We start from the raw sequence: 20,725 nt of genomic DNA on the forward strand, positions 1-20,725 counted from the left end.
GGCTCCGCCATGGTCTCAGGCCGCGGCCCGCTCCGCGCCGCGGAGGCGCCGGTGCAGCTCCTGGAGCGAGGCCACGCGGATCTCGCCGCGCGAGGCCGACTCGATGGCCTGCGTGGCCGCGGCGGCACCCTGGATGGTGGTCACGCAGCTCACGTCCGCGACGACGGCGGCGGAGCGGATCTCCCAGCCGTCGGTGCGCGGGCCCGGGGAGGCCGAGGGCGTGGTGATGACCAGGTCGACCTCGCCGGAGGCGATGAGGCTGACGGCGTCGACGGCCTCGCCGGAGCTGTGGCGGGCGACCGGTGTGAAGTCGATGCCGTGGCGCTTGAGGACCAGGCCGGTGCCTTCGGTGGCGTAGACGGTGAAGCCGAGGTCCACGAGGCGGCGCACCGGGAACACGATGGCGCGCTTGTCGCGGTCGGCGACCGACACGAAGACGTTCCCCGAGGTGGGGAGCTTGCCGTAGACGGCGAGCGTGGCCTTGGCGAAGGCGAGTCCGAAGGACGAGTCGATGCCCATGACCTCGCCGGTGGACTTCATCTCCGGGCCGAGGACGGCGTCGATGCCGGAGCCCTCGACGGTGCGGAAGCGCTTGAACGGCAGCAGGACCTCCTTGACGGAGATCGGGACCTCGGGTCCGGCGTCGGAGCCGTCGCCCTCGGGCAGGAGCATCCCCTCGGCGCGCAGTTCGCCGATCTTGGCGCCGAGGGCGATGCGGGCGGCGGCCTTGGCGAGCGGGACGGCGGTGGCCTTGGAGACGAACGGGACGGTGCGCGAGGCCCGCGGGTTCGCCTCCAGGACGTAGAGCTGCTCGTCCTTGAGGGCGTACTGGACGTTCATGAGGCCGCGCACGCCGATCCCGAAGGCGAGCTTCGCGGTGTAGGCGCGGATCTGCTCGATGACGGCGGCCCCCAGGGTGATGGGGGGCAGGGCGCAGGAGGAGTCGCCGGAGTGGACGCCGGCCTCCTCGATGTGCTCCATGATGCCGCCGAGGTAGAAGTCCTCGCCGTCGCAGAGGCAGTCGACGTCGATCTCGATCGCGTCGTCGAGGAACCGGTCGATGAGGACCGGGTGCTCGGGGCTGGCCTCGGTGGCGCGGGAGATGTACCCGGCGAGGGTGTCCTCGTCGTAGACGATCTCCATGCCGCGGCCGCCGAGGACGTACGAGGGCCGGACCAGGACGGGGTAGCCGATCCGGGCGGCGACCTCGCGGGCCTCCTCGTAGGAGGTGGCGGTGCCGCCGTCGGGGGCGACGAGGCCGAGGTCGTCGAGGAGGCGGCCGAAGACGCCGCGGTCCTCGGCGTTGTCGATGGCCTTCGGCGAGGTGCCGACGATGGGCAGGCCGGCGTCCTGGAGGCGCTCGGCGAGGCCGAGCGGGGTCTGGCCGCCGAGCTGGACGACGACGCCGATGACGCCGGGTCCGCCCGCGGCGCGGCCGGACTCGTCCTCCGCGGTGAAGACCTCGGTGACGTCCTCGAAGGTGAGCGGCTCGAAGTAGAGCCGGTCGGCGGTGTCGTAGTCGGTGGAGACGGTCTCGGGGTTGCAGTTGACCATGATGGTCTCGTAGCCGACCTCGCGCAGCGCCTGGACGGCGTGGACGCAGGAGTAGTCGAACTCGATGCCCTGCCCGATGCGGTTGGGCCCGGAGCCGAGGATCATGACCTTCGGGCGGTTCGAGGGCGCGACCTCGGTCTCCTCCTCGTAGGTCGAGTAGTGGTACGGCGTGTGGGCCTCGAACTCGGCGGCGCAGGTGTCGACGGTCTTGAAGACGGGCCGCAGGCCGAGCCGGTGGCGGAGGCGGCGGACGCCGTCCTCGCCGGCGAGCTCGGGGCGCAGGGCCGCGATCTGGGCGTCGGAGAACCCGGCGCGCTTGGCGCGGCGCAGGAGCGCCTCGTCGGCGACGGCGGCGGCCTCGATCTCGTCGCGGAGCTCGATGAGCTGGGCGACCTGGTCGAGGAACCACGGGTCGATCTTGCAGGCCTCGTGGACCTGGGCGACCGTGGCGCCGAGGCGCAGGGCGCGCTCGGCGGTGTAGAGCGTGCCGTCGTGGGCGGTGCGCAGCGCCTCGAGCGTGTTCTCGAGGGTGGCGCCGACGGGGTCGGGGCGGGTCCAGAACCCGGCGGCCTTGGTCTCGGTGGAGCGCAGGGCCTTCTGGAGGGCCTGCTGGAAGGTCCGGCCCAGGCTCATGGCCTCGCCCACGGACTTCATCGTGGTGGTGAGGGTCGGGTCGGCGCCGGGGAACTTCTCGAAGGTGAAGCGCGGGACCTTGACGACGACGTAGTCGAGGGTCGGCTCGAAGGCGGCCGGGGTGGCCTTGGTGATGTCGTTCGGGATCTCGTCGAGCGTGTAGCCGATGGCGAGCTTGGCGGCGATCTTGGCGATCGGGAAGCCGGTGGCCTTGGAGGCGAGCGCGGACGAGCGGGAGACGCGCGGGTTCATCTCGATGACGATCATGCGGCCGGTGGCCGGGTCGATCGCGAACTGGATGTTGCAGCCGCCGGTGTCGACGCCGACCTCGCGGAGGATGGCGATGCCGACGTCGCGCATGTGCTGGTACTCGCGGTCGGTGAGGGTCATCGAGGGGGCGACGGTGACGGAGTCGCCGGTGTGGACGCCCATGGGGTCGACGTTCTCGATGGAGCAGACCACGACCACGTTGTCGTCGCGGTCGCGCATGAGTTCGAGCTCGTACTCCTTCCAGCCGAGCACGGACTCCTCGATGAGGACCTCGGTGGTGGGCGACTCGGCGAGGCCGTTGCCGGCGATGCGGTCGACGTCCTCCCAGGTGTGGGCCATGCCGGAGCCGAGGCCGCCCATGGTGAAGGAGGGGCGGATGACGACGGGGAGGCCGAGGTCCTTGACGGTGTCGCGGACCTCGTCCATGGTGTGGCAGACCGCGGAGCGCGGGACCTCGCCGCCGACGCTGAGGACGACCTCCTTGAACTGCTGGCGGTCCTCGCCGCGCTGGATGGCGTCCATATCGGCGCCGATGAGCTCGACGCCGTACTTGGTGAGGATGCCGGCGTCGTGGAGGGCGACCGCGGCGTTGAGGGCGGTCTGGCCGCCGAGGGTCGCGAGGATCGCGTCGGGCTTCTCCTTGGCGATGATCTGCTCGATGACCTCGGTGGTGATCGGCTCGACGTAGGTCGCGTCGGCGAACTCGGGGTCGGTCATGATCGTGGCCGGGTTGGAGTTGACGAGGGTAACCCGCAGGCCCTCCTCGCGGAGCACGCGGCACGCCTGGGTGCCGGAGTAGTCGAATTCGCAGGCCTGGCCGATCTGGATGGGACCGGATCCGATGACCAGGATGTGCTTGAGGTCGTCGCGCTTAGGCATCTGCCTTGGCCCCCTTGGTGGTCTCGATCAGTTCGACGAGGCGGTCGAACAGGTAGTCGGCGTCGTGCGGCCCGCCGGCGGCCTCGGGGTGGTACTGGACGGAGTAGGCGGGGGCGTCGAGGCAGGTGAGCCCTTCGACGACGTCGTCGTTGAGGCAGACGTGGCTGACCTGGACGCGCCCGAACTCGGTGTCGAACGGCTCGCCGGCCTGGGCGGCGGCGCTCGGGGCCCGGAGGGCGAACCCGTGGTTGTGGGAGGTGATCTCGATCTTGTCGGTGTGCCGGTCGAGGACGGGCTGGTTGATCCCGCGGTGGCCGAACTTCAGCTTGTAGGTCTCCAGGCCGAGGGCGCGGCCGAGGATCTGGTTGCCGAAGCAGATGCCGAAGACGGGCACGCCGCGGCGCAGGAGCTCGCGGGTGAGCGCGACCTGGTGGTCGGCGGTGGCGGGGTCGCCGGGGCCGTTGGAGAGGAACACCGCGTCGGGGCCTTGGGAGAGGACCTGCTCGGCGGTGGCCTCGGCCGGGTAGACCGTGGTGGTGATGCCGCGCTCGGCGAGGCGGCGCGGGGTGTTCCGCTTGATGCCGAGGTCGAGGGCGGCGACCGTGTAGCGGGTCTCCTTGGCCTCGTAGGTGTAGGGCTCGGCGGTGGTCACGGCGCCGACGTGGTTGGCGCCGGCCATCTGCGGCGTGGCGCGGACCTTCGCGAGGAGGGCCTCGGCGTCGGTGGAGCGCGAGGAGATGCCGACGCGCATGGCGCCGGCCTCGCGCAGGTGGCGGGTGAGGGCGCGGGTGTCGACCTCGCAGATGCCGACGACGCCCTGGGAGGCGAGCTCGTCCTCGAGGCCGCGCTTGGCGCGCCAGTTGGAGGTGATGCGGGAGGCGTCGCGGACGACGTACCCGGCGACCCAGATGCGGCGGGACTCGTCGTCCTCGTCGTTCCAGCCGGTGTTGCCGATCTGCGGGGCGGTCTGGGCGACGACCTGCCCGTAGTAGGACGGGTCGGTGAGGGTCTCCTGGTAGCCGGTCATGCCGGTGTTGAAGACGGCCTCGCCGAAGGTCTCGCCGACGGAGCCGAAGGCCTCGCCGCGGAAGACGCGGCCGTCCTCGAGGACGAGGATCGCTGGTGCTCTGCTGCTCATTCGGTCGTCTCCTCTGCGATCTTGCCGTTCAGCACGGTGGCGCGTCCGCGAAGGAACGTCGCCTGGACGGTGACCGGGAGTTCCATCCCGGCGTAGGGGGTGTTGCGCGAGAGGGACGCGAGGTCCGCGGGGACGACGGTCCAGCTCGCGGAGGGGTCGACGAGGGTGAAGTTGGCCTCGGTGCCCGGCTGCGGGTCGCGGCCGTGCGCTTCGAGGCCGGCGATGCGGGCCGGGGTGCGCGAGGTGCGCTCGGCGACGGTGTCCCAGTCGACGTCCCCGGGCCCGCCGAGGGCGAGGACGGTGATCGACAGGGCGGTCTCCAGTCCGAGCATGCCCGGTCGGGCGGCGGCCCATTCGCAGTCCTTGTCCTGCGGGGCGTGCGGGGCGTGGTCGGTGGCGACGGCGTCGATGACGCCCTCGGCGAGGGCGCCGCGCAGGACCGCGACGTCGGACTCGCGGCGCAGCGGCGGGTTGACCTTGTAGACGGGGTCGTAGGTGCGCGCGGCCTCGTCGGTGAGGAGGAGGTGGTGCGGGCAGACCTCGGCGGTGACCTTCGCGCCGCGGGCCTTGGCCTCGCGGATGATGTCGACCGAGCGGGCGGTGGAGACGTGGCAGAAGTGGACGCGCGCGCCGGTGTACTCGGCGAGGAGCACGTCGCGGGCGATGATCGCCTCCTCGGCGACCGAGGGCCAGCCGGGCAGGCCGAGCTCGGCGGAGACGGCGCCCTCGTTCATCTGGGCGCCTTCGGTGAGGCGCGGCTCCTCGGCGTGCTGGGCGATGAGCCCGCCGAAGGTCTTCACGTACTCCAGGGCGCGGCGCATCATGATCGGGTCGGCGACGCAGTGGCCGTCGTCGGAGAACATGCGGACCCTGGCCGCGGAGTGGGCCATGGCGCCGATCTCGGCGAGCTGCCTGCCCTCGAGGCCGATGGAGACGGCGCCGATGGGCTGCACGTCGGCGTATCCGGCGGCCTTGCCGAGGGCGGCGACCTGCTCGACGACGCCGGCGGTGTCGGCGACGGGGTACGAGTTCGCCATGGCGCACACCGCGGTGTACCCGCCCTTGGCGGCGGCGCGGGTGCCGGAGAGGACGGTCTCGGCGTCCTCGCGGCCGGGCTCGCGCAGGTGGGTGTGGAGGTCGACGAGGCCGGGCAGGAGCACGAGGCCGTCGGCGTCGACGACCTGCGCGTCCTTGGCGCTGAGCGACCCGGTCTCGGCGACGCGGCCGTCGCGGACTAGGACGTCCTTGCGGCCCTTGCCGATCAGGTCGGCGCCTTTGATGAGCAGGTCGGTCACCGGGATGCTCCGTTCGTCAGCAGGAGGTAGAGGACGGCCATGCGGACCCAGACGCCGTTGGTCACCTGCTCGGTGATGGTGGCGCGGGGCGAGTCGGCGACGGTCGCGGCGATCTCCATGCCGCGGTTCATCGGGCCGGGGTGCATGACGATCGCGTGGTCGGGCAGGAGCCGCAGGCGGCGCTCGTCGAGGCCGTAGAGGCGGGCGTACTCGTTGGCGGTGGGGAAGAACGCGGCGTGCATGCGCTCGCGCTGGACGCGGAGCATCATGACGGCGTCGACGCCCTTGAGGCTGGCGTCGAGGTCGTAGCCGACCTCGACGGGCCATTCGTCGATGTCCTTGGGCAGCAGGGTGGGCGGGCCGACCAGGCGGACGTTCGCGCCGAGCTTGGAGAGGAGCCACACGTTGGAGCGGGCCACGCGCGAGTGGAGGATGTCCCCCACGATCGCGACGGTGCGGCCCTCGATCGCGCCGAGGCGCCGCTTCATCGTGTAGGCGTCGAGCAGGGCCTGCGTCGGGTGGGCGTGGGTGCCGTCGCCGGCGTTGAGGACGGCGCCGTCGATCCACTCGGTGAGCCGCTGCGGGGCGCCCGCGGCGGGGTGGCGGATGACGACCGCGTCGGCGCCCATGGCCTGGAGGGTGAGCGCGGTGTCGCGCAGGCTCTCGCCCTTGCTGATGCTGGAGGTCTTGGCGGCGAAGTTGACGACGTCGGCCGAGAGGCGCTTGGCGGCGGTCTCGAAGGAGGTGCGGGTGCGGGTCGAGTCCTCGAAGAAGAGGTTCACGACGGTGCGGCCGCGCAGCGCGGGGAGCTTGGGGACCTCGCGCCCGGTGACGGCCTCGGCCATCTGCTCGGTGACGTCGAGGATCAGCTCGGCCTCGTCGCGGGTCAGTTCCTTGGTGGTGAGCAGGTGCTTCATCGCTCCCGGCCTCCGGTGAGGATCACGGCGTCGAGGCCGTCGTACTCGGTCAGCCGCACGGAGACGATCTCGTCGCGCGCGGTGGGGATGTTCTTGCCGACGTAGTCGGCGCGGATCGGCAGCTCGCGGTGGCCGCGGTCGACGAGGATGGCGAGCTGGACGCTGGCGGGGCGGCCGAGGTCGTGGACCGCGTTGAGCGCGGCGCGGACGGTCCGGCCGGAGAAGAGCACGTCGTCGACGAGGATGACCCGCTGGTCGTCGACGCCGCCGGGCGGCAGCTCGGTCGGGCCCAGGGGCCGGAGCGCGTTGCGTCGCAGGTCGTCGCGGTAGAGGGTGATGTCGAGGGTCCCGGCGGGGACGTCGACGCCGGCGAAGCGGCGGATGCGCTCGGCGAGCCGGCCGGCGAGCGCGACGCCGCGGGTGGGGATGCCCAGGAGCATGGTGTCGGGGGCGCCCTTGGTCTTCTCCAGGATCTGGTGGGCGATGCGGTCGAGGATGCGGCCGATGTCCTCGCCCGAGAGGATGTGCTTGCCGGCAGTGCCGTGCGCGCCCGACGGGTCGTCCTCGTTCTGCCTGAGGGCAGGGGAAACCACGCGAACCTCCTTCTCCGCCTCACTGGACGGTCTGTTAAAGAACGGTTTCGTCGCGGGCCATGCTACGCCGTCGGTGACGGAGCGTAAACCCGAGTCCCAAAACCTTGGCGGCTTTAGCTGCATCTTTGACGGGTATGATGTGGTTTGCCCGTCAGTCTTTCGGGCCTCACGCGACGAAGAACACTGTTTGGGGGCACCCCAACGGCCGATGGTCACCGACGGTAGTCAACAATAGGATTCCTCTCGTACCGAAAATTGGAGTTGATCCCAGCATGGCGACATCTGACTACGCCAAAGCGCTCGGCAACCGACTGCGCGACATTCGGATGCAGCAGGGCCTGTCCCTGCAGGGCGTCGAGGACAAGTCCGGCGGCAAGTGGAAGGCCGTCGTCATCGGTTCCTACGAGCGGGGCGACCGGTCCATCACCGTCAGCCGCCTCGCCGAGTTGGCCGACTTCTACCGGATCCCCGTCTCTGAGCTGCTTCCCGAGGGCGTGCCGCTCCCGGTCGAGCAGGCCGAGAAGATCGTCCTCAACCTCGAGGCGCTCTACGACCACCCCGACCCCGAGCTGGAGCACGTCGCCAAGCTCGCGCGCTCCATCCAGCAGCGGCGCGGGGACTACAACGGCCGGATCCTCTCGATCCGCGCCGACGACCTGTACACGCTCGCGGTCGTCTACTCGACCACCCCGTCCGGCCTCATCGAGAAGCTGGAGGACTTCGGCGTCCTCGTGCACGACCTCCAGGCGTTCTTCGCCTCGGACGGCGAGTAGGACCCGGGCTTTCGGGCGGCGGCCGGGCCCGGGATCGGAGGGCTCGGCCGCGGCCGCGCAAGGCATGGGAGAGGGGCGGCACCCGAGCGGGTGCCGGCCCTTTCCGGTGCCTGGTGGACCTAGTCCTCGGCCTTCGCCGCCGCGTCGAGGACCGCGTTCACGAACGAGGTGTCGTCGGAGGAGCCGATCTGCTCCGCCACGCGCATGGCCTCCTTGATGGCCACGGGCGTGTCGACGTCCTCGACGTAGATGATCTCGTACAGCGCCACCCGGAGGACGTTCCGGTCGACCGCGGGCATCCGCTCGACCGACCAGCCGCTGGCGGCGCGGCCGATGGCCTCGTCCAGCTCGTACCGGTACTCGTCGACGCCGCGCGCCAGCTCCTCGGAGTACTTCGGGAGCCGCGGGGCCTCGGGGTCGGTGAAGGCGCGGTCGGCCCGCTCGGCGAGCACGCGCTTGACGCCCTCGCCGCGGGACTCGGCCTCGTACAGGATCTCGACGGCCCGCATCCGCCACTTGGTGCGGGCGGTGAGCCGGTCAGGTCCGCTCTGCTGGTTCCCCACCCCTAGGCTCGCGAGAGGTACTTGCCGTCGCGGGTGTCGACCTTGATCTTCTCTCCGTTGTCGATGAACAGCGGCACGAGGACCTGGGCGCCGGTCTCGACGGTGGCGGGCTTGGTGCCGCCGGAGGAGCGGTCGCCCTGGAGGCCCGGCTCGGTGTAGGTGATGACGAGCTCGACCGAGGCCGGGAGCTCGATGTAGAGGACTTTGCCCTCGTGGAGCGCGACGGTGGCCTCGGAGTTCTCGAGGAGGAACTTGGCGGCGTCGCCGACGATGCCCGGGCCGAGCGGGATCTGGTCGTAGGTGTCGGAGTCCATGAACACGAAGTCCTCGCCCTCCTTGTAGAGGTAGGTCATCGTGCGGCGGTCGACGTTCGCGGTCTCGACCTTGGTGCCGGCGTTGAACGTCTTGTCGACGATCTTGCCCGAGGGGATCTGCTTCAGGGTGGTGCGCACGAACGCGGGGCCCTTGCCGGGCTTGACGTGCTGGAATTCCTGCACCTGCCAGAGCTGGCCCTCCAGGTTGAGCACCAGGCCGTTCTTGAGGTCGTTCGTGGATGCCACGGGCGTTCGTCTCTTTCGGTAGAGGATCTGACTGGGCCGACCGTCAATGGTAGCGGGCGGCCGGGCTGGTCACGGCGCAGGCCGCGTCGGCTGTGACCAGCGGCGCGGCAGGACGGGCGCTAGGCCGTGAGCGACGCGAGGTGGCGGAGGGCCGCGGCGTAGCCGTCAGCGCCCAGGCCGGCGATGACGCCCTTGGCGTGCGCGGACACGAACGAGTGGTGCCTGAACGCCTCGCGCTGGTGCACGTTGGAGAGGTGGACCTCGATGAGCGGGGCCGTGAGCTGGGCGCACGCGTCGCCGACGGCGACCGAGTAGTGGGTCCAAGCGGCCGAGTTGAGGACGACGGGGTGCGCGTGATCGGCGGCCTCGTGCAACCACTCCAGCATCTCGCCCTCGTGGTTGGTCTGGCGGAAGTCCACCTCCAGGCCGAGCTCCTCGCCGGTCTTCACGCACAGCGCCTCGAGGTCGGCGAGGGTCTGGGAGCCGTAGATCGCGGGCTCCCGCTTGCCGAGGCGGTTCAGGTTGGGGCCGTTGAGCACGAGCACAGTCGTCATGCGGTCAGCCTCTCATAGGCCTCGCGCTGCTGCTCGGCGGTCACGTCGTCGACGACGAGGGGGGCCGCGAGGGCGTCGAGGAGGACGAAGCGCTGCGTGGCGCCGACGTTCTTCTTGTCGATCTTCATGACCTGGAGCAGGTCGTCCCAGCGCCCGGCCTCGTAGGTCGTGGGCAGGCCGAGCGATTCGAGGACATCCTTCGTGCGGTCGACGAGGTCGACCCGGCCGGTGATCGCGTTCAGGTGCGCGGCGTAGACCATGCCGACGGCGACGGCGTCGCCGTGGCGCCAGCGGTAGTGCTCGAGCTTCTCGACGGCGTGCGCGAAGGTGTGCCCGTAGTTGAGGACCGCGCGCAGGCCGCCCTCCTTCAGGTCGGAGGCGACGACCTCGGCCTTGACGGCGATGGCGCGCTCGACGAGCTCGGCGACGACCGGGCCGGTGGCGTCGAGGGCGGCCGCGGGGTCGGCCTCGACGAGGTCGAGGATGACCGGGTCGGCGATGAAGCCGGCCTTGACGACCTCCGCGAGGCCCGCGGCGAGGTCGCGCCCGGGGAGGGTCGCGAAGTTGTCGAGGTCGACCAGGACCGCGCGGGGCGGGTGGAAGGCGCCGACGAGGTTCTTCCCGGCGGCGGTGTTCACGCCGGTCTTGCCGCCGACGGCCGCGTCGACCGCGCCGAGCAGCGACGTCGGGACGTGGACGACGGCGACGCCGCGGAGCCAGCAGGCGGCGACGAACCCGGCGAGGTCGGTGACCGCGCCCCCGCCGACGCCGACGACCAGGTCGGTGCGGGTGAAGCCCTCGGCGCCGAGCGCGTCCCAGCACTGCTCGGCGACGGCGACGGTCTTGCCGTCCTCGGCGTCGGGCAGCTCCATGAGCGTGGCCTCGACCCCGTCGGGCAGCAGCGCGCCGACGCGTTCGGCGAGCGCGGCGGTGCTGGCGGTGTGGAGCACGGCGACGCGGGCGGCCTTCCCGAGGAACTCGGGCAGGCGCTCGACGGTGCCGCGTCCGATCAGGACCGGGTAGGGGGTCTCGGCGTCGTTGACGACGACGGTGCGCACGGCGAGCTTCGCCCGGATCTCCTCGGCCAACCCGGCCACGTCCCTTCCGGTGGTGTCGATCTCGAAGTCGGCGACCTCGCGGTAGAGCGGCAGGCGCTCTTCCAGGAGCCGGCGCAGCGTGGCGCGCGGGTTGACGGCGAGGAGCGGGCGGCCCTTGTCGATCTCGTTGCGGCGCACGGCCTCGGCCACGTCAACGCGGAGGTGGACGACGGTGGTGTCGGCCAGGAGCTTGCGGGTGGAGTCGGCCAGGACCGCGCCGCCGCCGAGGGCGAGGACGCCGTCGTGCTCGGCCACGGCGCGGCGGACCGCCTCGCGTTCGAGCGCCCGGAAGTGCTCCTCGCCGTCGTCGACGAAGATGTCCGCGATCGGCTTGCCCGCGACGGCGACGATGTCGGCGTCGGCGTCGCGGAAGGGCGCGCCGAGCGCCTCGGCCAGCGCGCGGCCGACCGTGGTCTTGCCGGAGCCGGGCGGCCCGACGATGACTACAAGGCTCATCAGCGTTCACTCCGGATCGTGGAGCGGCGCCGCTGCGCGGCGCCGGCGGGCGGGACGGCGGGCTGGGGCCTACTTCACCCGCAGGTTGTCGAGGTACTGCTCGAAGTTGCGGCGGGACTCGCCGACGGAGTCGCCGCCGAACTTCTCGAGGGCGGCCTCGGCGAGGACGTAGGCGACCATGTGCTCGGCGACGACGGCCCCGGCGGGGACCGCGCAGACGTCGGAGCGCTGGTTGATGGCCTCGGCGGGTTCGCCGGTCTCGGTGTCGACGGTGCGCAGGGGGCGCGTCAGCGACGAGATGGGCTTGAGCATGGCCGAGACGCGGAGCGGCTGGCCGGTGGTGATGCCGCCTTCGAGGCCGCCGGCGCGGTCGGTGAGGCGCTGGACGCCGTCGGGGCCGGGGACGATCTCGTCGTGGGCGGAGGAGCCGCGGACGGCGGCCTGCATGAGGCCGTCGCCGATCTCGACGGCCTTGACCGACTGGATCGACATGAGCGCGGTGGCGAGGCGGGCGTCGAGCTTGCGGTCCCACTGGACGTGGGAGCCGAGGCCGGGCGGGACGTTGTAGGCGAGGACCTCGACGACGCCGCCGAGGGTGTCGGCGTCCTTCTTGGCGGCGTCGACCTCGGCGACCATGCGGGCGGACGCGTCGGGGTCCATGCAGCGCAGCGGGTCGGCGTCGACGGCGGCCGCGTCGTCGGGGGTGGGCACGAGGCCGTCCTTGGCGCGGACGGGGCCGAGGGCCTTGACGTGGGAGACGATCTCGATGCCGAAGGCCTGCTTGAGGAAGGCCTTGGCGGCGGTGCCGCCGGCGACGCGGGCGGCGGTCTCGCGGGCGGAGGCGCGCTCGAGGATCGGGCGGGCGTCGTCGTGGTCGTACTTCTGCATGCCGGCGAGGTCGGCGTGGCCGGGGCGCGGGCGCGTCAGGGGGGCGTTGCGGGCGACGCCTTCGAGTTCGGCGGGGTCGACCGGGTCGGCCGCCATGACGGTCTCCCACTTGGGCCATTCGGAGTTGCCGACGCGGATGGCGACGGGCGAGCCGAGGGTGCGGCCGTGGCGGAGGCCGCCGATGAAGCTGACGGCGTCGGCCTCGAACTTCATGCGGGCGCCGCGGCCGTAGCCGAGGCGGCGGCGGGCCAGTTCGGCGGCGACCGCCTCAGTCGTCAGTTCGACGCCGGCGGGCAGGCCGTCGATCGTGACCACGAGTTCGGGGCCGTGGGACTCTCCAGCTGTCATCCATCGCAACACGCGTCAAGTCTGCCATCCGGGCCGGTGTGATCGCGCCCCTGGTGGGATGCGCCTCCCAGATTTCGGGCACGGCGGGGTCCGAGTGCGGGTATGACCGGACGGACGAGGGGTTTCTGTCCGGTCGGCGCGCCTTGAGGGCTGCGAAAACACAAGTTACCGATTAGTATCTTCGTGGACCCGGACGCCGATACCCATCCATGTCCTTCAATACACGGCGTTCGGGGCGACCACGAAGAGGTGATCGACATGCGGACCCCCGCGACGACGTCGAGGAGAGCGGCGGCCCTGGCGGTCGCCGCGGCCCTCGGCCTGACCGGCTGCACGGGCCCCGACGACGAGGAGGAGGCGGCGGCGTCCACCCCGGGCGTCACGGCCGACACCGTGACCATCGGGACCCACCAGCCCCTGTCGGGACCGGCCGCGGCCGGGTACTCGGCGGTGTCGGCGGCGACCTCGGCGTACTTCGAGTACGTCAACGCGAACGGCGGCGTCCACGGCCGGAGCATCGAGTACCTGGTCGAGGACGACGCCTACGAACCGCAGCTGACCAACGAGGCCGTGACCGGGCTCGTCGAGGACGAGGAGGTCCTGGCGATCGTCAACGGCCTGGGCACCCCGACGCACTCGGTGGTCCTGGACTACCTCGCCGAGGAGGGCGTCCCCGACCTGTTCATCGCCTCCGGCTCGCGGATGTGGAACCAGCCCTCGCTGTACCCCAACGCGTTCGGGTACGTCGCCGAGTACACGACCGAGGGCGCGGCGCTCGCGCAGTACGCGGCCGAGCAGGAGCCCGGCGCGAAGGTGTGCGTGTTCGGGCAGGCCGACGACTACGGGGAGGGCATCCTCGAGGGCGTCGAGGCGGTCATGGGCGGCAACGAGATCACCGAGATCCAGACGTACACGACCTCGATGACCGACGTCTCGGTGCAGCTGGCCGCGCTCCAGTCCGCCGGCTGCGAGGTGAACATCCTCGGCACGATCAACGGGTTCACGGCTCTGACCGTGGCGACCGCCGCGCAGATGGACTGGTTCCCGAAGTGGTACGTGTCCTCCTCGGGCGCGGACTACCCGACCCTGGTCGGGCACCTCGGCGAGGAGGCGGCCGCGCAGCTGCTGGACGGCATGGTGTGCGTCAACTACCTGCCGTTCGGGCCCGACAACGAGTGGACGGCCCTGTTCCGGCAGATCAACGACGAGTACAACGACGGCGCGCCGTTCACCGCGAACACGGTGGTCGGGATGAGCGTCGGCTACCTGTTCGCGGAGGCGCTCGCGGCCGCCGGCGAGGACCCGACGCGCGAGTCGCTCATCGCGGCGGTCGAGTCGGGGTCCCTGCAGGGCAACGGGATCGTGCCGCTCACCTACAGCGACGTCAACCACGCCGGGTACAGCACGGTCGGGATCATGACCGTGGACGGCGGCGTGCAGGACTACAACGGCACCACCTACCAGGTGGAGGTCGGGAACGTGACCGAGGTCGAGGCCGACCCGGTGCCGCTGGTCGGCGGCGGCATCCCCACGGGCTGAGCGGGGACGGGCCCGGCCGTTCGGCCGGGCCCTCGCAACCCCGGAGCTGCGCCGACGGGCGCCTACTCCTGGTAGAAGGCCGGGCGGCCGGGGAGGTCGACCGCGACGACGCCGCCGGTGCGGCGGGCCTCGACGGCGGCGTTGGCGACCACGGTGGCGGCGTAGCCGTCCCAGGCGCTCGGCCCGGCCGGGACGCCGCTGCGCAGGGAGTCGACCCACTCCTGGAGCTCGGTGTCGAAGGCGTCGGCGAAGCGGCTCGGGAAGTCCTGGACGACGGCGTACGAGGCGCGGCCCTCGCTGCGCACCAGGGGCGCGGCGGGGTCGGGGAGGCGCACGGTGCCGGTCTCGCCGACGATCTCGCACTGGATGTCGTAGCCGTACCGGCAGTTGACGAACACCTCGACGTCGACCCGCGCGCCGGAGGCCGTCTCCAGCAGCAGGATCTGGGGGTCCACCAGATGCGGGAACCGCTGCGAGGTCGAGCGCGGCACCACCACCTGGACGGTGGCGAACTCCTCGCCGAGGAGCCAGCGGAGCACGTCGATCTCGTGGACGGCCGTGTCGACCATGGGCTTGTCCGAGTGGTACGACTCGGGCTGGGTCGGGTTCCGGTGCGCGCAGTGGACCATGAGCGGGACGCCCACGCCGCCGGCGTCGAGCACGGCCTTCATCTGGCGGTACCCGGCGTCGTAGCGGCGCATGAAGCCGACCTGGACGAGCCGCTCCCCGCGGGCCTGCTCGGCGTCGAGGATGCGCAGCCCGTCGGCGGCCTCGGTGGTGAGCGGCTTCTCGCAGAACACCGGCTTGCCCGCGGCGATGCAGGCGAGGACCTGCTCGGCGTGGACCGGCGCCCACGAGGTCACCACCACGGCCTCGACGCCGGGGTCGGCGATGAGCCGCTCGGCGGTGTCGACGACCCGGGCCCCGGCGATCGCCGCCGCGGCGGCGGCCCGCTCGGGGTCGATGTCGGACACGGCGACGACCTCCGCGCCGGTGACGCGGCCTGCGAGGCGCTTGACGTGCTCCTCGCCGATCCATCCGGCGCCGATCAAACCGATCTTCATGGGCCCCTGCCTTTCTGCGTGCGGTGTCGGGAATGGACGCGGCGGACGCCGCTCCCCAGCCGTTCGAACTATGCCGGGTGCGGACGGCGACGGGAAGCGGCACGCCGGGCTCGCTCGGGCACGGGTCGCGCTCGGCGTCGCGCGGGCGGCCGCGACGCCGGCCGGGTCCGGGAGGTCGGCGCCGACGCCGCGCTCGACGGCCTCGCCGAAGCCCCGACGAGAGCGGTTTGAAGGAGAATATCCGTTTAGCGCGCGCTACTAGCGCGCGACAGTCACGCTAGAATGGCATGCGCCACATTGTCCGGTCAAGTGGTCGCGTATGAAAAACTGCATCACGCTCGATCGGAAGGACCACGACCCGATGACCCCCTCGAACCCGCGTCAAGGAACCGACCGCACCCCGGCACCGCGGTCGCGCAAGCCCACCATGGCGGACGTAGCCGCCGAACTGGGCGTCTCGCGGGCCCTCGTGTCCCTGGTGTTCAGGGACCAGCCCGGCGCGAGCCCGGAGACGCGCGAGCGCGTCTTCGAGGCCGCCGCCCGCCTCGGCTACAAGCCCGACATGGCCGCGCGCCTCCTCGCGCGCGGCCGCAGCAAGGTGCTCGGCGTGCTCTTCACCGCGCGCAACCCGCACCACGTGGACCTCGTCGAGGCCATCTACCCCACCGCCGAGGAGCTCGGCTACGACCTGGTGCTCAGCGCGGCCGTCCCCAGCCGCGACGAGCACAAGGCCGTGGAGGCGCTCGTCGGCCACCGCAGCGAGGCGCTCCTGCTGTGCGGCCCCACCATCAGCGAGGAGGACATCGCCGACCTGGGCGCGCGGCTCCCGGTGGTCGTCCTCGGACGCCACCTCAAGAGCGCCCCGGTCGACCTCGTGACCTCCTACGACCGGCCCGGCGCCCGCGAGGTGGTGGACCACCTGGTCGGGCTCGGGCACCGCGACATCGCGCACGTGGACGGCGGGTCGAAGCCCGGCGCGCCCGAGCGGCGCCGCGCGTACCGGGACGCGATGCGCTCCCACGGCCTGGCCGACCGCATCCGGATCCTCCCCGGCAACCACACCGAGGAGGGCGGCCAGGAGGCCGCGCGCGGCATGATCGCGAGCGACGAACCCCTGCCCACGGCGGTGTTCGCCTCGAACGACCAGTGCGCGATCGGCCTGCTCGACGTGTTCACGCGGGCCGGCGTGAAGATCCCCGAGCAGGTCTCGATCGTCGGCTACGACGACTCGCACATCGCGGGCCTCAGCCACATCGACCTCACCACGGTGCGACAGGACGTGCCGCGCCTCGCGCGGCTCGCCGTGGAGGCGGCCGACGAGCAGCTGCGCGGCGTGCGCCAACCGGGCGCGACGCTGAAGCTGGAGTCCAAGCTGGTCGTGCGCGGGACGAGCGGCCCGCCGACCCAGCGCTGAGCGCGATCGCCTTGACATTCACGTACATCAATGACAGGATGTGCGTGGAATCGCTCCCAACCCCTGCGAGGAGAGCACCCCCATGCCCCGACCCGCACGACCGATCCGATCCCGGCGCCGACACCTGGCACTCGCCGCCGCGACCGCCTTCGCCCTGGGCGCGGCCGCCGCCGCGCCCGCGGCGCAGGCCCAAGAGGAGCCGACCGACCTGATCACCAACGGCGACTTCGCGAACGGGACCACCGGCTGGTGGACCACCGCGAACCTCGCCGGCGCCGTCGACGCCGGCGAGTGGTGCATCGACGTCCCCGGCGGCACCGCCAACGCCTGGGACGCCATCGTCGGCCAGGACGGGCTGCCGCTGGCGACCGGCGAGTCCTACGAGCTCAAGTTCACGGCGCGGGCGTCCTCGGACGTGAGCGTCCGGGCCCTCGTCCAGCGCCCCGTCGACCCCTGGCCGACCGCGCTCGAGGAGTTCCCGACCCTCACCAGCGAGGCGCAGGCGTTCAGCTTCGCCTTCACCGCCGGCGCCGACTGGACCGACGCGCAGCTCGCGTTCCAGATCGGCCGCCACGCCGAGCCGTGGCAGTTCTGCCTATCGGAGGTCCAGTTGCTCACCGGAGCCGAACCGCCCGTGTACGACCCCGACACGGGACCGCGCGTCCGCGTCAACCAGGTGGCCTACCTTCAGGACGGGCCCAAGGGGGCCACGCTCGTGACCGAGGCGGCCGACGCGCTCCCGTGGCAGCTCCACGACGCCGGGGGCGCGCTCGTCGCCGAGGGCGCGACCGCCCCGCACGGCGCCGACGCCGCCTCGGGCGAGTCGGTGCACGTCATCGACTTCTCGGCCGTCACCGCCGCGGGCGAGGGCTACACGCTCACCGCCGACGGCGAGACGTCCTACCCGTTCGCGATCGGCGGCGACGCGTACCGCGACATGGCGGTCGACGCCATCTCGTTCTACTACCCGCAGCGCTCGGGCGTGGCGATCGACGACGCGATCGCGCCCGGGTACGGCCGTGAGGCCGGGCACGTGGACGTGGCGCCGAACCAGGGCGACGGGGCCGTGACCTGCTACGGCGGCGCGTGCGACTACGCGCTCGACGTGACCGGCGGCTGGTACGACGCCGGCGACCACGGCAAGTACGTCGTCAACGGCGGCATCTCGGCCGCGCAGCTCCTGTCGGTGTACGAGCGGGCGCTCCACGCCCCGACCGGCGACACCGGCCGCCTCGGCGACGGGTCGATGCGCATCCCCGAGCACGGCGACGGCGTCCCCGACGTCCTCGACGAGGCCCGCTGGGAGGTCGAGTTCCTCATGTCGATGCAGGTCCCGGCCGGCGAGGAGCTCGCGGGCATGGCGCACCACAAGATCCACGACGAGCACTGGACCGGCCTGCCGCTCATGCCGGCCGACGACCCGCAGGCGCGCTACCTCCAGCCGCCGTCGACCGCCGCGACCCTGAACCTGGCCGCCGCGGCCGCGCAGGCCTCCCGCCTGTTCGAGCCGTACGACGCCGAGTTCGCGGCGCAGGCCCTGGAGGCGGCCGAGACCGCCTGGGCCGCGGCGCTGGCGCACCCCGACGTGTACGCGCCGGAGACGAGCCCCGACGGCGGCGGCCCCTACGGGGACTCCAAGGTCGAGGACGAGTTCTACTGGGCGGCCGCCGAGCTGTTCCTGACCACCGGCGAGAAGGCCTACGAGGACTTCGTGCTCGACTCGAAACTCCACGACGCCGACGTCTTCAGCGCGGGCGGCTTCTGGTGGGGCGACGTGGCGCAGCTCGCCAAGCTGGACCTGGCGCTGGTGCCGAACGCGCTCCCGGGCCGCGACGAGGTCGTGGCGCAGGTCGTGGCCGGCGCGGACCACTACCTGGCCGAGCAGGCCGCGAACCCGTGGGCCCTCGGATACGGCGCGAACGGGACCTTCGAGTGGGGCTCCAACAGCGTCGTGCTCAACCGGCTCGTGGTCGTGGCGACCGCCTTCGACCTGACCGGGGACGCGCAGTACCGCGACGGGGTCCTCGCCGGGCTCGACTACGTTCTGGGCCGCAACGCCCTCGGGAACTCCTACGTGACCGGGTACGGCTCGCACTTCTCAGAGAACCAGCACAGCCGCTGGTACGCGAACCAGCTCGACCCGAACCTGCCGAACCCGCCCGCGGGGACGCTCTCGGGCGGCCCGAACTCGATGACCGGCACCTGGGACCCGGTGGCGCAGCGCTGGCTCGCCGACTGCGCGCCGCAGCGCTGCTACATCGACGACATCGGGTCGTGGGCCACGAACGAGCTGACGATCAACTGGAACGCCTCGCTGGCGCAGGTCGCGAACTTCGCGGCCGACCAGTCCGGCGGCGTCCAGGCGGCCCCGTCCTGCGAGGTGGAGTACCGGGTCAACGGCCAGTGGCCGACCGGGTTCAACGCGCAGATCCTGGTGACCAACACCGGGAGCCGGTCCCTGGAGGACATCACGCTCAAGTGGACGCTGCCGACGGGCCAGTCGATCGTCCACTCCTGGAGCGTGGAGCTGGACCAGGAGGGCCAGCAGGTGACCGCCACCGACGTGGCGGGCGGCAAGGCCCTCAAGCCGGGCCGGACCTTCACGTTCGGGTTCATCGGCGCCAAGGACGGGCGGCCCGCGGTCGCCCCGTCGTTCATCGGATGCACTGTGGGTTAAGGGCACCGCTGGTTTGCGTCCCCGTCCCCGAGGTACCCGGAGGGACGGGGTCGCATAAAAGAACAGCTTCGATCCAGCCGCACCGGGAAGGGTGAGCCCGGGGCGCGGCGAAGGGGCGGCCATCGCGAGATGGCCGCCCCTTGACGTGTGCCCGCCGGGTCGCTAGGACGCGGCTAGTCGTGGTGGTGGTGCGGCTTCTGGTGCTTCGACCAGTTGCAGACCTTGTCCACGTCGGAGGTGCCGAGCAGGCCGAGGCTGGCGGCGTTGCTCCAGTCCCAGTTGAGGGCGCAGATGTTCGAGGCGACGTTGACGCCGTTCGGGTTCTGGTCCCACCCGTTGCACAGGTCGGTCACGTCGCTCTTGGCGACGTTGAGCAGGCTGATGACGTCGCCGCTCCAGTTGCCGATGCAGAGGTTCGACAGGAAGTTGACGCCGCCGAAGTCCTGCGGGTCGTACTCGTACGACGACTCCGGAGCCGGCGCGGGCGCGGCGGCGACGGCCGGCGCGGCCGCCCCGGCGGCGAGGAGTCCGGCTGCGGCTGCCGCGATGGCGGTTTTGGCGATAAAGCGAATCACTGTCACCTCTCAGTGCATCGGTGTCTCTGGTGACCCATTCGTGCCAGGTCGGCCATGAACATAACCGCTCAAATGCCACCGCAAGGGAGATTGAGAAATCCCGTCCCCCTCCGGGTGACAACCCCGCCGGTGCCACCGGTCGACCCGTAGAGTCGCCTCCCCGACTGGGTCACCGCCCCGCGCCCGGCGTCAGGAACGGGGAGAGGGCCAGCGCCGCCGCCGCTCCTACGAGGATCGCTGGGCCGTACGGGAAGTCCTTGCGGCCCAGAGCGATCACGGCGGCCGCCTGTCCCCCGCCGACGACGACCGTGGCGACGAGCGCCACGGCGGCCGTCCGCCAGTCGCTCCAGGCCAGCACCAGCGCCAGCAGCCCCGCGAGCTTCACGTCGCCGAACCCCATCTGCCCTGCGGCGCAACCGAGTCCGAAGAGCCCGATCGCGGCGGCGGCGAGGAGCGCGGCACGGAGCGTCCGGTCGGGGTCGCCGGCGGCGACGACGAGCGCGCCGACGACCGGGTACAGCGGCAGGATCAGCACATCGGGCAGTCGGCGCTCATACGCGTCGATCCACCCGGCCGCGATCCCGGCGGCGGCCACCAGGGCGAGGGCCGTGCCGTGCAGGACCCCGGTGGCGCGCCAGACGATCAGCAGCGCCGCCCCGACCGACACCGGTAGGACGAGCCACACCGACGGCCGCCGCGCGGTCGCCACCGCGACGGCCCGCCGCAACCCCGGCACGACGGCGACCCCGGCCGCGACGGCCCCCACGAACAGCACCATCACCCGATGCTCGCACCACCACGCCCCGCCGCCCCCGATCGCCGCACCCGCCCGCGCACCCCGACGAGTGTCACACCCGCCGGGCATCGTTGAGTCCGGGGGCGGCTCCGATCTGACACGCCCGACCTCGCGATCCGTATGCGGCACAGCGATGTCACAC

At 71.9% G+C, this 20,725-nt stretch carries 17 protein-coding genes; 4 read left to right on the plus strand and 13 right to left on the minus strand.

Annotated features, from left to right (window positions below; translation table 11 throughout):
• Nucleotides 1-15 precede the first annotated feature (15 nt).
• From carB to pyrR, 5 genes are read right to left on the minus strand one after another with little or no spacing between them, the layout of a single operon-like run.
• Nucleotides 16-3,336 carry a carbamoyl-phosphate synthase large subunit gene (carB, locus tag ABD419_RS15545; RefSeq protein WP_344487933.1) on the minus strand — a complete coding sequence of 1,107 codons (3,321 nt, stop codon included), beginning with the start codon at nt 3,334-3,336 and terminating at the stop codon, nt 16-18.
• Nucleotides 3,329-4,474: a glutamine-hydrolyzing carbamoyl-phosphate synthase small subunit gene (gene carA, locus ABD419_RS15550; protein ID WP_344487935.1), complete on the minus strand. Its 1,146-nt coding sequence runs from the start codon at nt 4,472-4,474 to the stop codon at nt 3,329-3,331. The genes carB and carA overlap by 8 nt, the downstream gene beginning before the upstream one ends.
• Nucleotides 4,471-5,769, minus strand: a complete 1,299-nt coding sequence (locus ABD419_RS15555) for a dihydroorotase (protein WP_344487937.1) — start codon at nt 5,767-5,769, stop codon at nt 4,471-4,473. Before ABD419_RS15555 ends, carA begins: the two co-directional genes overlap by 4 nt.
• On the minus strand, nt 5,766-6,686 hold the full coding sequence (locus ABD419_RS15560; RefSeq protein WP_344487939.1) for an aspartate carbamoyltransferase catalytic subunit: 921 nt from the start codon (nt 6,684-6,686) through the stop codon (nt 5,766-5,768). Before ABD419_RS15560 ends, ABD419_RS15555 begins: the two co-directional genes overlap by 4 nt.
• A complete protein-coding gene (gene pyrR / locus ABD419_RS15565) occupies nt 6,683-7,210 on the minus strand; it encodes a bifunctional pyr operon transcriptional regulator/uracil phosphoribosyltransferase PyrR (protein ID WP_425556079.1) in 528 nt (175 codons plus the stop codon). The genes ABD419_RS15560 and pyrR overlap by 4 nt, the downstream gene beginning before the upstream one ends.
• Before the next feature lie 341 nt (nt 7,211-7,551).
• Between pyrR and ABD419_RS15570 the strand changes: the two genes are divergently transcribed.
• Nucleotides 7,552-8,052: a transcriptional regulator gene (locus ABD419_RS15570; protein ID WP_091034397.1), complete on the plus strand. Its 501-nt coding sequence runs from the start codon at nt 7,552-7,554 to the stop codon at nt 8,050-8,052.
• Between the two features lie 119 nt (nt 8,053-8,171).
• On the opposite strand, the gene nusB is transcribed toward ABD419_RS15570, so the two are convergent.
• From nusB to aroC, 5 genes are all read right to left on the minus strand, one after another.
• Entirely contained in the window at nt 8,172-8,615 is a 444-nt protein-coding gene (gene nusB, locus ABD419_RS15575) for a transcription antitermination factor NusB (protein WP_344487946.1), read from the minus strand.
• 2 nt (nt 8,616-8,617) lie between these two features.
• Entirely contained in the window at nt 8,618-9,175 is a 558-nt protein-coding gene (gene efp / locus ABD419_RS15580; protein WP_344487948.1) for an elongation factor P, read from the minus strand.
• A 119-nt stretch (nt 9,176-9,294) separates the two neighbouring features.
• Nucleotides 9,295-9,729 carry a type II 3-dehydroquinate dehydratase gene (gene aroQ / locus ABD419_RS15585; protein ID WP_344487950.1) on the minus strand — a complete coding sequence of 145 codons (435 nt, stop codon included), beginning with the start codon at nt 9,727-9,729 and terminating at the stop codon, nt 9,295-9,297.
• Nucleotides 9,726-11,282: a 3-dehydroquinate synthase gene (gene aroB / locus ABD419_RS15590; RefSeq protein WP_344487952.1), complete on the minus strand. Its 1,557-nt coding sequence runs from the start codon at nt 11,280-11,282 to the stop codon at nt 9,726-9,728. The genes aroQ and aroB overlap by 4 nt, the downstream gene beginning before the upstream one ends.
• Before the next feature lie 69 nt (nt 11,283-11,351).
• Complete coding sequence (gene aroC, locus ABD419_RS15595) at nt 11,352-12,530, minus strand: chorismate synthase (protein ID WP_344487954.1); 1,179 nt, start codon at nt 12,528-12,530, stop codon at nt 11,352-11,354.
• A gap of 246 nt (nt 12,531-12,776) precedes the next feature.
• Here aroC and ABD419_RS15600 point away from each other — a divergent pair, with 246 nt between their 5' ends.
• Nucleotides 12,777-14,057 (plus strand): ABC transporter substrate-binding protein, encoded by a 1,281-nt coding sequence (locus ABD419_RS15600; protein ID WP_344487956.1) that lies wholly within the window; start codon nt 12,777-12,779, stop codon nt 14,055-14,057.
• A gap of 62 nt (nt 14,058-14,119) precedes the next feature.
• Here the strand turns inward: ABD419_RS15600 and ABD419_RS15605 are convergent, their stop codons facing one another.
• Nucleotides 14,120-15,121: a Gfo/Idh/MocA family protein gene (locus tag ABD419_RS15605; RefSeq protein WP_344487958.1), complete on the minus strand. Its 1,002-nt coding sequence runs from the start codon at nt 15,119-15,121 to the stop codon at nt 14,120-14,122.
• A 427-nt stretch (nt 15,122-15,548) separates the two neighbouring features.
• On the opposite strand from ABD419_RS15605, the gene ABD419_RS15610 reads away from it, so the two are divergent.
• Entirely contained in the window at nt 15,549-16,535 is a 987-nt protein-coding gene (locus tag ABD419_RS15610; RefSeq protein ID WP_344487960.1) for a LacI family DNA-binding transcriptional regulator, read from the plus strand.
• Between the two features lie 82 nt (nt 16,536-16,617).
• Nucleotides 16,618-19,212 carry a glycoside hydrolase family 9 protein gene (locus ABD419_RS15615; protein WP_344487962.1) on the plus strand — a complete coding sequence of 865 codons (2,595 nt, stop codon included), beginning with the start codon at nt 16,618-16,620 and terminating at the stop codon, nt 19,210-19,212.
• A gap of 173 nt (nt 19,213-19,385) precedes the next feature.
• Here the strand turns inward: ABD419_RS15615 and ABD419_RS15620 are convergent, their stop codons facing one another.
• Together ABD419_RS15620 and ABD419_RS15625 are read right to left on the minus strand one after the other, a co-directional pair.
• Nucleotides 19,386-19,787, minus strand: a complete 402-nt coding sequence (locus tag ABD419_RS15620) for a hypothetical protein (protein WP_344487964.1) — start codon at nt 19,785-19,787, stop codon at nt 19,386-19,388.
• Nucleotides 19,788-19,956: 169 nt separating this feature from the next.
• Nucleotides 19,957-20,565, minus strand: coding sequence for a prepilin peptidase (locus ABD419_RS15625; RefSeq protein ID WP_344487965.1), 609 nt, complete (start codon nt 20,563-20,565; stop codon nt 19,957-19,959).
• Between the last annotated feature and the right edge of the window lie 160 nt (nt 20,566-20,725).

The sequence above is a fragment of the Glycomyces endophyticus genome (assembly GCF_039531525.1).
Taxonomy (GTDB): domain Bacteria; phylum Actinomycetota; class Actinomycetes; order Mycobacteriales; family Micromonosporaceae; genus Glycomyces; species Glycomyces endophyticus.

Excerpts from the sequence above, each read along its gene's own strand:
- ABD419_RS15605 (WP_344487958.1), bottom strand. The coding sequence starts at position 15,121 with ATGAAGATCGGTTTGATCGGCGCCGGATGGATCGGCGAGGAGCACGTC.
- ABD419_RS15625 (WP_344487965.1), bottom strand. The coding sequence starts at position 20,565 with ATGGTGCTGTTCGTGGGGGCCGTCGCGGCCGGGGTCGCCGTCGTGCCG.
- carA (WP_344487935.1), bottom strand. The coding sequence starts at position 4,474 with ATGAGCAGCAGAGCACCAGCGATCCTCGTCCTCGAGGACGGCCGCGTC.
- aroB (WP_344487952.1), bottom strand. The coding sequence starts at position 11,282 with ATGAGCCTTGTAGTCATCGTCGGGCCGCCCGGCTCCGGCAAGACCACG.
- ABD419_RS15560 (WP_344487939.1), bottom strand. The coding sequence starts at position 6,686 with ATGAAGCACCTGCTCACCACCAAGGAACTGACCCGCGACGAGGCCGAG.
- ABD419_RS15570 (WP_091034397.1), top strand. The coding sequence starts at position 7,552 with ATGGCGACATCTGACTACGCCAAAGCGCTCGGCAACCGACTGCGCGAC.
- carB (WP_344487933.1), bottom strand. The coding sequence starts at position 3,336 with ATGCCTAAGCGCGACGACCTCAAGCACATCCTGGTCATCGGATCCGGT.
- ABD419_RS15610 (WP_344487960.1), top strand. The coding sequence starts at position 15,549 with ATGGCGGACGTAGCCGCCGAACTGGGCGTCTCGCGGGCCCTCGTGTCC.
- aroQ (WP_344487950.1), bottom strand. The coding sequence starts at position 9,729 with ATGACGACTGTGCTCGTGCTCAACGGCCCCAACCTGAACCGCCTCGGC.
- ABD419_RS15600 (WP_344487956.1), top strand. The coding sequence starts at position 12,777 with ATGCGGACCCCCGCGACGACGTCGAGGAGAGCGGCGGCCCTGGCGGTC.
- ABD419_RS15615 (WP_344487962.1), top strand. The coding sequence starts at position 16,618 with ATGCCCCGACCCGCACGACCGATCCGATCCCGGCGCCGACACCTGGCA.